Origin of the sequence: Streptomyces sp. NPDC059371 (genome assembly GCF_042751995.1) — a bacterium.
Taxonomy (GTDB): Bacteria; Actinomycetota; Actinomycetes; order Streptomycetales; family Streptomycetaceae; genus Streptomyces.
In genome coordinates this window covers 25272-35390 of sequence record NZ_JBHYXD010000092.1, presented here as the reverse complement: position 1 = coordinate 35390, position 10119 = coordinate 25272, and the positions used below count along the sequence as shown (strand labels likewise).

The 10119-nt window shown below is 68.6% G+C and carries 15 protein-coding genes; 11 read left to right on the top strand and 4 right to left on the bottom strand.

Translation table 11 applies throughout. The features are described 5' to 3' along the window. Positions 1-45: 45 nt before the first annotated feature. Positions 46-396, bottom strand: coding sequence for a PRC-barrel domain-containing protein (locus ACFXGX_RS34325; RefSeq protein WP_384799320.1), 351 nt, complete (start codon positions 394-396; stop codon positions 46-48). A 488-nt stretch (positions 397-884) separates the two neighbouring features. Here ACFXGX_RS34325 and ACFXGX_RS34320 point away from each other — a divergent pair, with 488 nt between their 5' ends. The 10 genes from ACFXGX_RS34320 to ACFXGX_RS34275 all read left to right on the top strand — a co-directional run bounded on the left by ACFXGX_RS34320 (position 885) and on the right by ACFXGX_RS34275 (position 6491). Beyond that, positions 885-1205 (top strand): gas vesicle protein, encoded by a 321-nt coding sequence (locus ACFXGX_RS34320; RefSeq protein WP_384799316.1) that lies wholly within the window; start codon positions 885-887, stop codon positions 1203-1205. 40 nt (positions 1206-1245) lie between these two features. Next, a complete protein-coding gene (gvpJ, locus tag ACFXGX_RS34315) occupies positions 1246-1716 on the top strand; it encodes a gas vesicle protein GvpJ (RefSeq protein WP_384799313.1) in 471 nt (156 codons plus the stop codon). A gap of 3 nt (positions 1717-1719) precedes the next feature. Then, complete coding sequence (locus ACFXGX_RS34310; protein ID WP_384799310.1) at positions 1720-2469, top strand: GvpL/GvpF family gas vesicle protein; 750 nt, start codon at positions 1720-1722, stop codon at positions 2467-2469. A 1-nt stretch (position 2470) separates the two neighbouring features. Beyond that, complete coding sequence (locus ACFXGX_RS34305; RefSeq protein WP_384799307.1) at positions 2471-2725, top strand: gas vesicle protein GvpG; 255 nt, start codon at positions 2471-2473, stop codon at positions 2723-2725. Positions 2726-2732: 7 nt separating this feature from the next. Then, the gene (locus ACFXGX_RS34300) at positions 2733-3626 is read left to right on the top strand and encodes a histone protein (protein WP_384799304.1); all 894 of its coding nucleotides are present in this window, start codon (positions 2733-2735) and stop codon (positions 3624-3626) included. Positions 3627-3632: 6 nt separating this feature from the next. Then, a complete protein-coding gene (locus ACFXGX_RS34295; RefSeq protein ID WP_384799301.1) occupies positions 3633-4757 on the top strand; it encodes an SRPBCC family protein in 1125 nt (374 codons plus the stop codon). Further along, positions 4750-5100 carry a gas vesicle protein gene (locus ACFXGX_RS34290; RefSeq protein ID WP_384799298.1) on the top strand — a complete coding sequence of 117 codons (351 nt, stop codon included), beginning with the start codon at positions 4750-4752 and terminating at the stop codon, positions 5098-5100. The genes ACFXGX_RS34295 and ACFXGX_RS34290 overlap by 8 nt, the downstream gene beginning before the upstream one ends. Positions 5101-5175: 75 nt before the next feature. Next, positions 5176-5985 (top strand): GvpL/GvpF family gas vesicle protein, encoded by an 810-nt coding sequence (locus tag ACFXGX_RS34285; protein WP_384799295.1) that lies wholly within the window; start codon positions 5176-5178, stop codon positions 5983-5985. 3 nt (positions 5986-5988) lie between these two features. Continuing rightward, positions 5989-6216, top strand: coding sequence for a gas vesicle protein (locus tag ACFXGX_RS34280; protein WP_261707551.1), 228 nt, complete (start codon positions 5989-5991; stop codon positions 6214-6216). After that, positions 6213-6491: a gas vesicle protein K gene (locus tag ACFXGX_RS34275; protein ID WP_384799291.1), complete on the top strand. Its 279-nt coding sequence runs from the start codon at positions 6213-6215 to the stop codon at positions 6489-6491. The genes ACFXGX_RS34280 and ACFXGX_RS34275 overlap by 4 nt, the downstream gene beginning before the upstream one ends. 418 nt (positions 6492-6909) lie before the next feature. Here ACFXGX_RS34275 and ACFXGX_RS34270 read toward each other — a convergent pair whose 3' ends face one another. The 3 genes from ACFXGX_RS34270 to ACFXGX_RS34260 form a co-directional block, all read right to left on the bottom strand. Beyond that, positions 6910-7092: a hypothetical protein gene (locus tag ACFXGX_RS34270; RefSeq protein WP_384799288.1), complete on the bottom strand. Its 183-nt coding sequence runs from the start codon at positions 7090-7092 to the stop codon at positions 6910-6912. 261 nt (positions 7093-7353) lie between these two features. Next, positions 7354-7767, bottom strand: a complete 414-nt coding sequence (locus tag ACFXGX_RS34265; protein ID WP_384799285.1) for an anti-sigma factor antagonist — start codon at positions 7765-7767, stop codon at positions 7354-7356. A gap of 233 nt (positions 7768-8000) precedes the next feature. Continuing rightward, a complete protein-coding gene (locus tag ACFXGX_RS34260; RefSeq protein WP_384799282.1) occupies positions 8001-8951 on the bottom strand; it encodes an NADP-dependent oxidoreductase in 951 nt (316 codons plus the stop codon). A 170-nt stretch (positions 8952-9121) separates the two neighbouring features. On the opposite strand from ACFXGX_RS34260, the gene ACFXGX_RS34255 reads away from it, so the two are divergent. Next, on the top strand, positions 9122-10069 hold the full coding sequence (locus ACFXGX_RS34255; RefSeq protein ID WP_384799323.1) for a GlxA family transcriptional regulator: 948 nt from the start codon (positions 9122-9124) through the stop codon (positions 10067-10069). Positions 10070-10119: the final 50 nt, after the last annotated feature.

The window sequence follows — 10119 nt, the reverse complement described above, 5'->3', positions numbered from 1 at the left end:
CGGATGCACTCCGGGCGGCCCCACTCCGCGTGCGGCGCGGTGAGGTCAGGCGCGGTGGTTCTCGTAGTAGCCGCCGACCTGCTCGTGGTAACCGGCGTCGCCGACGTGCTTGTCCTTGTCGAACTCGGGGGAGTCCTTGATCTGGTCCTTGGTGAGGGCGACGTAGATCTTCCGTTCGGCCTGGTCGACCGTCTTGACGGTGCCGGCCGGGAGCAGAACATGCTTCCCGAAGATCCACACGCCGGTGTCGACGACGAGGTACGAGGAGCTGACGTCGTCCGAGTACTTGTCGACCTTCCCGATACTGCCGTCGGTCGCCTCGACCTTGTACCCGGTCAGATCGGCGCCCGCGATGTGGCCGGTGGTCGCCTGGTAGCCCCAGATGCTGTCACTCATGAAACGGCTCCCTCATCGAGATTATTCGCCGGTCCACAGAAAAACTGCGGAGTCGTGCAAGCGTCATCCAAATTCGGTGACGTTTCCTCAGAACGTCGGGTGCCCTGAACCATGGATGCCACACATTCGTCGCGAGGAAATGGTGAACCTGTATTCACCGCCGTGCGCCCCGGTTGGCGAAGCGCGGGTGGGCCCCGAAGCCGACGACCCATGGTTCTGTTGCTGCGTTCCGAGTTTGATGTTGCAATCAGGGGTGACACGGGACTTGGGGATATTCTGCGCTCGGCCAAGGAGAAGCCAAGGTCGCCGTCAAGCCTGAGTGGTACCCGCCTGACCGATCCCGTCAGCCGCCTTATATGCCGTGGCTGCCGGGATCGGTTCTGTTCCGGCGGAGAAACGCCCGGCGCGGGCGACCGCGGGGCCGGGCACGGACGCTCGACTGGCCCTCTCAAGGTGCGTCGAACCGTATACGGGCCAAACTTGAATGTATGGCAGAAGAGCCCCGGCCACGCCCCAGGAAGTCTTCGACGACTACCGCTCGCCGCACACCGTCCGTGCGTGGAGCGGAACATGCTGCCCGTGCTGCCTGCCGGAGCCTGGAGGGTTTGATCGGCCATCCCACGGAGGGCGTATCAGCGGTGGGGCGCGAGGAGGACGGCTGGTGTGTCGTCGTGGACGTTCTCGAGCTGCCGCGGATTCCGGACACGACGAGCCTTCTCGCTTCGTACGAAGTGCGGATCGACCGGGACGGCGAACTCATGGGGTACCGCAGGGTCCGCCGATATCGGCGGGGGTCCGCTGATGAGTGACCAGTGACTCAGGTTTGCCCGACGACCGGAAGGATCCCCCATGCCTGCGACCACCTACTCCGACGAGGTCGTGGCGTGCCCACCGCGCGCCGGCACGTTGTACGACGTGCTCGAACTCATCCTTGACCGGGGCATGGTGATCGACGTGTTCGTCCGGGTGTCCCTGGTCGGCATCGAGATCCTCAAGATAGACGCGCGCATCGTGGTGGCGAGTGTCGACACGTACCTGCGCTTCGCGGAAGCGTGCAACCGGTTGGACCTGGAGCGGGACTCCAGCAGCACCACCATCCCCGAACTGCTCAGCGGTGGTGCCGCCAAGTCCATCGGCAAGCGCAAGGTTCGCAAGGCCGCGGAAACCGTGGGGGACACCGTTCGCAAGGCGGTCGGGGGCGGCCGTGACGACGACTCCGACGAGCACGACGAGGACGAGGAAGAGGAGCAGGAGCGGCCGAGGAAGCGGCGTGCTCCCGCCCGGGGCGGTAGCAGCCGACGACGACCCGTGGAGGCGTGAGCCGTGACCGGCGATGGTGTGTACGTCTACGCGCTCATCCGGGCGGGAGGGCCGCTGCCGGTGGACGCGACGGGTGTGGGCAGCCCGGCAGCCTCGCTGCGGACGATCCGGCACGGGCGGGTCGCCGCTGTCGTCAGTGAGGCTCCTCCCAAGCTCCGCGCCCGACGGCGCGATCTGCTCGCTCACCAGGATCTGCTGTTGCTCCTGTCGGAGCAGGGGTCGGTACTGCCGATGCGGTTCGGCGTGGTCGCATCCGACGAGGAGGCGGTGCGCGGCGAGTTGAAGGCCCGCGAGGCGGAGCACATGGCTGCCCTTGAACACCTCTCCGACGCGGTCGAGGTCAACGTCAAGGCACTCCCGGCCAAGGACGCGCTGGCCAGCCTTCTGACGGAGGACAAGAACGTCCGCCGGCTGCGGGACGAAGTGCGCCGACGGCCCGGATACGAGGCCAGCCTGCGACTGGGCGAGGCCGTCTCGGCCGCTCTGGAGAGCAGGGCCGCCGAAGCCGGCAGGCGCATTCTGCGCGAACTCACGCCCAGGGCCCGCGCGGTGGCCTCGGGTCCCGAGGTTCAGGGATGCGTGCTCAACGCCTCGTTCCTCGTCGATCGCGGCGACAGCGACGCCTTCCGAAGTGCGGCAGAGCGCTTCGGCCACACGCATCGCGACCGGGTGGAGCTGCGTCTCACGGGCCCGCTGCCCTGTTACAGCTTCGTCTCCGCCGAAGGCACTCCCGTCCGAACCGCTGGAGTCTGAGATGGGACTGATCACCGGACTGCTCACCCTCCCCATCGCGCCGGTCCGCGGCGTTGTCTGGGTGGCGGAGAAGCTCAACGACGCCGCCGAGCGTGAATTGCACGACCCAGCGGTGCTCCGTGCCCAACTGGCCCTGCTGAACAGGGAGCTTGAGGACGGAGACATCAGCCTGGAGGAGTTCGAACGAGAAGAGGAACGACTGCTCGACCGGCTGCACGCCGCGCAGACCTGTTCCACGCCGAACGATCGAAGGTGACGAGATCATGGACGACAAGGAAAAGGTGGCTCTCGCGGCTGCGGTAGTGGGCGGCTATGTGCTGGGCCGTACCAAGAAGGGCCGGATGGCCTTGTCCATCGCGACCTATATCGCGGGCAGGCGCTTCGGCCTTGAGCCGCGCCAGCTTGCCGCCGAAGGGATGCGCAGACTGGGGGAGATCCCGCAGGTCGCCGAGTTGCAGGAGCAGTTGCGAGGAGAAGTGCTGGAGGCTGGCCGCAAGGCGATGACCGCCGCCGCCGACCGGGGCATGAGCACGCTCGCGGGCAGCCTCAGCGAGCGTACGGCCCGGCTCCTGGAGAAGCCGGGCGAAGGGGAGGAGGGCGAGGAGGAGTACGCGCCGGAGGAGGACGCGGAGTACGAGGAGGGGGAAGAGGAAGAGGAAGAGGAGCCGGAGGGCGAGTACGAAGAGGACCAGCCTGAGGAAGAGGAGGAAGAGGAAGAGCCGGAGGACGAATACGAGGAAGAGGAGGAAGAGGAGGAGGAAGAGGAAGAACCGGAGGAGGAACCGGAAGAAGAGCCGGAAGCGAAGCCGCGGAGGAGCCGCGCCTCACGACCGGATCGATCCGGTAAGGCGTCCGCTCCCGCTGCGCGCAAGAAGGCCGCCCCCGCCGGCGGACAGAAGCCTCGGGCGGCGAAGAAGGCCGCGCCGGCGAAGAAGGCCACTCCCGGCAAGGCGGCGGCGAAGAAGGTCCCGCCAGCTAAGAAGACCGCTGCGGGAAAGACGGCGAAGAAGACGGCCGCGAAGAAGACCGCTCCGGCCAAGAAGACCGCGGCGAAGAAGACGGCCGCGAAGAAGACTGCTCCGGCCAAGAAATCCGCTGCGGCGAAGACGACGTCATCCAAGCGTGCGGCGTCCAAGCGCGCTGGTCGTGGGAGGTAGGCAGTCATGGCCGAGAAGGAAGCGGACAAGTCGGCAGAGGGTACGTCGGGCATGGACAAGCTCCGTGAGGAGGCGTCCAAGTTCGTGTCCGCGCAGGTGGAGAATCTTGCCGAGAAAGCCGGCGGCAAACTGAAGGATGTCGCCGGGCAGCTCAGTGATTCGGCCGAGAGCGGCTCGCTTCCCGCTATCGGTTCCCGCGTCCTCCAGGGCGACTCACCGCTGAAGGCCTTCGTGTCGGAGAAGGCCAAGGGTGTCAAGGACAACGTCGTGGATAAGGCCAAGAGTGCTTTTGGTGGCGGCAAAGGGAAGCGGAAGGCCAGCGGCGGCAAGGTCATGAACATCATCGAGGTTCTCGATGTCGGCGTGCCGCTCCGGGACACCTACGACTACTGGACGCAATACGACAAGTTCAGCAGCTTCGCCAAGGGCGTTCGCGACGTCTCCAAGGACGATGAGGGCGGGAGCGACTGGAAGGTGAAAGTCGGCCCTTCGTCGCGCAGCTTCAAGGCGACCGTCCAGGAACAGATTCCCGACGACCGCATCGTGTGGACCTCCGAAGGGGCGAAGGGGACCACGCGTGGCGCGGTCAGCTTCCATGAACTCGGGCCCACCCTGACGCGCATCGTTCTGGTCGTGGAGTACTACCCGTCGGGGTTTTTCGAGAAGACGGGCAACCTCTGGCGGGCGCAGGGACGCCGTATGCGTCTGGACTTCAAGAACTTCCAGCGATACGTGACCCTCACCAACGAAGAACCCGAGGGGTGGCGCGGCGAAATCCGTGACGGAGAAGTCGTCGTGTCCCACGACGACGCCGTCGAGGAGGAAGAGGCCGAGCAGGAGGAGTCGGAGGGCGGCGAGGAGCCCGAGGGCGAGACCGAGGAAGGCGCCGACTCCGCGGGTGATGACGAGGATGCAGAGGGGGCCGAGGACGCGTACGAGGACGGGGAGGGTGACTACGAGGACGAGGATGAAGAGGGGGCGCAGGACGCGTACGAGGACGAGGACGAGGACGAGGACGAGGGAGCGGAGGACGAAGAGGGGGCTGAAGACGAGGTCGAGACGGAGGAAGAGGACGAGGACGAGGACGAGGCTCCCAAGAAGAGGAGAGGGCAGAGGCGAGGCCGTGCGTGACGTCGACGTCCGGGGGGGCTCGTACCCCGTGTCCGGCCCTCAGACCACCAACCTCGCCGACATTCTCGAACGCGTCCTGGACAAGGGAATCGTGATCGCCGGGGACATCAAGATCGATCTCCTCGACATCGAACTGCTCACCATTCGGCTCCGCTTGTTCGTGGCATCCGTGGATACCGCGAAGAAGGCCGGAATCGACTGGTGGGAAAGCGATCCCGCGCTCAGTTCGCGAGCTTCGCGCGATGCCTTGCGGGATGAGAACCGCGACTTGCGCGAACGACTGAAAGCGCTCGAATCCGAGACACCGGAGAAGGTACTCGAATCCGAGACGGCGGAGAAATAGAACGCGGAGAGACAGCCTGAGCGAAGGCCTACGGCCACGCCCGGAGTCAGCGAAGAACAAGGAGAACCGAGGCACATGACGGAGCGCGGGCCCGAGCTTTCGGGCGACACCCTCTACGTGTTCGCTGTCTGCCGGAAACCCGCCCCTTCGGTCGTGGCCGGGCTGCCGGGTGTCACCGACGAGGCACCCGTACGCTCGCTGCCTCTGGGGGCGCTGACGGCGATCGTCCAGTCCGTCCGGGCCGGCGACTTCACGGACGAGGTCTGGCAGGCGCGTCTGTCCGACCAGCGCGAACTCGAACGATACGCACGCGCCCACCACGACGTCGTCGCCGCCGTCGCGGCTTGCTGCCCAACCGTTCCCCTGCCGATGGCCACCCTGTACCACGGTGAGGACAGGACGCGAGAGGCACTCGGCAGAGAGGCGGATCGGTTCGATGTCGCGCTCAAGCGCATCGCAGGCCATGCCGAATGGGGTGTGAAGGTCTACGTGCCGCCCTGCCCGCTGGATCACACGGTGCGGACGTCGGTCCGGCAGGTCGTGACCGGCGAGCGGTCGGGCCCGGAGCCCGGAGCCGGCCTCGCCTACCTGAACCGCAAGCGGGGCGCGCAGGAACGCCGCGAGCGGAGCCAGGACGAGGCCCTGCGGACCGCGGAAGAGGTGGATATCGAAGTCCGGGGACTCGCCACCGCCTCGCGTAGGCTGCGGCCGCACGCGCAGCCCTCCGGGGAACGCCGGGTCCAGGTCCTCAACGCGACCTATCTGGTGGCCGAACACCGCGCCGGCGAACTGGCCCTGCTGACACGGACACTGCGGGAACGCACCGGAGCGGACATCGAACTGTCCGGACCGTGGGTGCCCTACTCATTCGTCGGCGAGGTGTAGACCGTGACACACGACGTGGTGCCCTGGGACGCCCCCGGGCCCCTGAGCGGCCCTATCGGCGTTCCGCTCGTGGACCTGCTGGACCGCGTCCTGGCGACCGGCGTGGTGATCAGTGGGGATCTGGTCATCGCCATCGCCGACGTCCCCCTGGTGCGGCTGTCCCTCCACGCCCTGCTGTCGTCCGTCAATGAGCGCGTCCCGGCTCCCTGGGCGGACGGCGGTCCGCTGTGAGCGGCTCCCGGCTCGACCTGGACTCCGACCAGATGGGGCGCGATCTGGTCGCCCTGGTGCTCACGCTGGTCGAACTGCTCAGACAGCTGATGGAGCGCCAGGCGATTCGCCGTGTCGAACAGGGTGACCTCAGTGATGAGCAGGTCGATGAGATCGGGACCACGCTCATGCTCCTCGACCAGCGGATGGCGGAACTCTGTGAGCAGCACGGAGTGCGCCCGGAGGACCTCAATCTCGACCTCGGCCCGCTCGGGACCCTTCTGCCCAGGAGTTGAGGCGCGATCGGGAGCCGCAGGTGCAGCGGTGCTCGTGTGGTGGGTGGTGAGGGGCACGGGTTGTTGTGACGTGTCGTTCGCGGACGGGGCGGCGCTGGTCGCTGTGTCCCAGCGATCAGCGCCCCGGGTCCGGAGGGTGCCGGGCCCACCCTCTGGGCGACCGTGCTCGGGTCTGGTCAAACGAGTACCTCGGGGCTTGCCGGCCGTACGGGAGGGAGGTGCGTTTCGTGCGTGTCATGGGCACACGCCTGTACCGATCCCGACGGCTCTCGAAGTGGTGGTCGGGCGAGCGGAGTTCACCCGCGTCGAGAGCGACCGAGATCGCGGCCGCGCCTGGGCTGCCACTCGGGGCACGGGACGAATCGTCGGCGTGCTCGGCCTGTTCCGGACCCGGCCCGAACGCCTTGAGTCCCGGGCTTCACGCCTGCCCGGATCCCGACTCGTCTCCCAGAGCGATGCGTGCCGTGACGCGTTTGCCGGACGGTTCCACCTGGACCTGGATTTTCCGTGTGACCGCCCTGACGATCTCCAGGCCGTGCTGACCGCCTCGGAGAGGATCGACCTCGCGGACGATCGGCTGGGCGCGTGCACTGTCGCGCACCGAGGTCAGGCACGAGCGGGCAGCGCTGGGCGCAGGCTCGCACGGTCGCCCGCAGACCGTGAAGCGTTCCGGCCCGTCGCGGACGGGCTCCGGCCGCCTTTCGTCGGCGGCGGGCAGCGTCGCGGGCCTCTCGGGAACAAGTTCGAGGCGTCCCAGCGGCTGACCGCCGCCACCACCGCCGACACCCCCGGCGCCCTCCGACCACGCCTGCCTTCTTCGAGCACCAGAGCAGGGAAACAGACGGCCCGTCCGACGGATGGATCACGCACCGGAGCATCCGGCACCCCGCGGTGCCCGAGGCGGGTCCGAGTCCGCCTCCGGGAGGCCCAGCGCCGCCTCCAGCGAGGCCGACGGCGGCAGGACCCGCGAGAGCCCCGTCAGCCGGAACATGCGCAGGGTCAGCGGATGGGCGCAGACCAGGTGCAGCCGGCCGCCCCGGTCGAGGACGCGGCGCCGGGCGCGGTACAGCAGCCGCAGGCCCGAGCAGTCGAAGAACTCGACACGCCGCAGGTCGATCACGACCTGCGGCGCGGGGTCCGAGGTCACCGCGTCCAGGATCGGGGTGATCTCCGTCGTGGCGAGCAGGTCGATCTCCCCGTGCAGCTCCAGCACCACATGACCGTGGTCCTGGTGGATCCGCAGATGCCGGGTGCACGGTGCGAAGTCGCTCGCCACGCGGCCATCACCTCCAGCCGGCTGTCGGCCCGCTCCCGGGCGACAAGGGAGCAAAACCGTTTCCTGCTCTGCAAGTTACCCTCGCCGAGGTGAATTCCAGCATGTTCGATTGACATATGTCTTCGCTGTGCGTTGCGAGTTGGCCAGATGTGTTCCCGGGCAGCCGGGCGCCCGGCTGCCCGGCGTCGATGCTGCCCGGCGTCGAGGCCGTACGGCGTCGAGGCCGTGGGGCGTCAGTCGACCACCAGCACGAGCTTCCCGGTGGTCCGGCCCGTGTCGCCCAGGGCGTGCGCCTTGGCGGCGTCGGCGAGCGGGAAGGTCTCGGCGACCGTGGCGCGCAGCGCGCCCTTCTCGACGAGATCCGCGACCGCCCGCATCCCCGTCTGGTCGGCGTCGACGAGCATCCGCACCGCCCGGACGCCGAGCCGTTCGGCCTCCTCGTAGAAGGCGTCGGACCCGACCGGCAGGATGGAGACGACCACGCCACCGGGGCGCAGGACGCGCAGCGAGCGCAGTCCCGTCTCGCCGCCGATGGTGTCCAGGACGACATCGACGTCGCGCACGGCTTCGGCGAAGTCGACGCTGGTGTAGTCGACGGTCTCGTCCACTCCGATGGACCGCAGGAAGTCGTGCTTGCCCGCGCTGGCGGTGCCGATCACCTGCGCGCCGAGGGACTTCGCGATCTGCACGGCCACATGGCCGACCCCTCCCGCCGCCGCGTGGATCAGCACCCGCTGTCCCGGCCGCACGTCGGCCCGCTCGGTCAGCGCCTGCCAGGCGGTCAGGGAGACCAGCGGGAGGGCCGCGGCCTGCGTGTGGTCGATCGCCGACGGCTTGTGGGTGAAGGCGCGGGCCGGACCGGTCACGTACTCGGCGTGCGAGCCGTGGCCGAAGGGGTAGGGCAGCATGCCGAAGACCTCGTCCCCGGGCTGGAAGAGGGCGACGCCGATCCCGGTCGCCTCGACCACGCCGGAGACGTCCCAGCCCAGGACGAAGGGGGGTTCGCCGAGGAATCCGCCGGACTCGCGGTGCTTCCAGTCGGTCGGGTTGACGCCCGCGGCCCGTACCCGGACCAGGATCTCGTTCGGTCGCGGCGAGGGCCGCTCCAGGGTCACTTCCTCAAGAACCTCGGGACCGCCGAGGACGGTCTGGCTGATGGCTCGCATCGTGTTCACAGTGCTCATGGTGAACCAGCCTGCCCGGAGGCGCCCCGGCAGAAAATGGCATGATTGCCAACCTTCGATAAGATCGTGCCATGCGGAAAACGGTGCGGAAGGCGGTGCGCAGGACGATGCGGGACGCGGAGCGGGCCGAGCGGGCCGAGCGGGCGGGGTGCGGGGAGCGAGGGGAACCGGTGGAGCGCGTGGAGCGGGTCGCGGTCCTGGCGCTGGACGGCGTCTATCCCTTCGAGCTGGGGATGCCCAGCCGCATCCTCGGCGCGGCGGACGGCCGCTACGAGGTGGTGACCTGCACGCTCGACGGAGGTCCTGTCCGTACCGACGCCGACTTCTCCATCACCGTCGGCCACGGTCCGGAGGTCCTGCGGACGGCGGACACGGTGGTGATCGCCGCCGTCACTCCGGCCGCGCTCCCCATCGGCCGTCCCGACGAGGTCGCGGCCGCCCTCGCGTACATCCGTCCGGGCACGCGGATCGTCTCGATCTGCACGGGCGCGTTCGTACTGGCCGCCGCCGGTCTGCTGGACGGGCGCCCGGCCACCACGCACTGGCATGTGGCCGACGAGTTCCGGCGGCTGTTCCCGCGGGTCGACCTGGACCCGGACGTCCTGTTCGTGGACGACGGCGACATCCTCACCTCGGCCGGAGCCGCGTCCGGCATCGACATCTGCCTGCACATCGTCCGCCGTGACCACGGAAGCGAACTGGCCAACAAGGTGGCCCGGCGCTGTGTGGTCCCGCCGCTGCGCGAGGGCGGCCAGGCCCAGTTCATCGAACAGCCCGTCCCCGAACCCTCGACGGCGAGCACCGCCGCCACCCGCGACTGGGCACTCGCGCGCCTCGGCGATCCACTGACCCTGACCGATCTCGCCGCCCACGCCGGCATGAGTCTGCGTACCTTCGCCCGCCGCTTCAACGACGAGGTGGGCCTCAGTCCCGGCCGCTGGCTCATCCAGCAGCGGCTCTCCCGGGCCCGCCATCTGCTGGAGGCCAGCGACCTCCCCGTGGACCGCATCGCGGGCGAGGTCGGCTTCGCGACGGGCGCCTCGCTGCGCCAGCACCTCCAGGCGACGATCGGTGTCTCGCCGCAGACCTACCGCCGTACCTTCCAGACCACACGCTGACTCCGCGCGGGGCCGTCCGTACGGGGTCACGCGCCCCCGGCGACCGCCCA

Bases quoted from the DNA above. Each gene is read 5' to 3' on its own strand.
- ACFXGX_RS34285 (WP_384799295.1), top strand. From the start codon at position 5,176: ATGACGGAGCGCGGGCCCGAGCTTTCGGGCGACACCCTCTACGTGTTC.
- ACFXGX_RS34320 (WP_384799316.1), top strand. From the start codon at position 885: ATGGCAGAAGAGCCCCGGCCACGCCCCAGGAAGTCTTCGACGACTACC.
- gvpJ (WP_384799313.1), top strand. From the start codon at position 1,246: ATGCCTGCGACCACCTACTCCGACGAGGTCGTGGCGTGCCCACCGCGC.
- ACFXGX_RS34260 (WP_384799282.1), bottom strand. From the start codon at position 8,951: ATGAGCACTGTGAACACGATGCGAGCCATCAGCCAGACCGTCCTCGGC.
- ACFXGX_RS34325 (WP_384799320.1), bottom strand. From the start codon at position 396: ATGAGTGACAGCATCTGGGGCTACCAGGCGACCACCGGCCACATCGCG.
- ACFXGX_RS34300 (WP_384799304.1), top strand. From the start codon at position 2,733: ATGGACGACAAGGAAAAGGTGGCTCTCGCGGCTGCGGTAGTGGGCGGC.
- ACFXGX_RS34295 (WP_384799301.1), top strand. From the start codon at position 3,633: ATGGCCGAGAAGGAAGCGGACAAGTCGGCAGAGGGTACGTCGGGCATG.
- ACFXGX_RS34305 (WP_384799307.1), top strand. From the start codon at position 2,471: ATGGGACTGATCACCGGACTGCTCACCCTCCCCATCGCGCCGGTCCGC.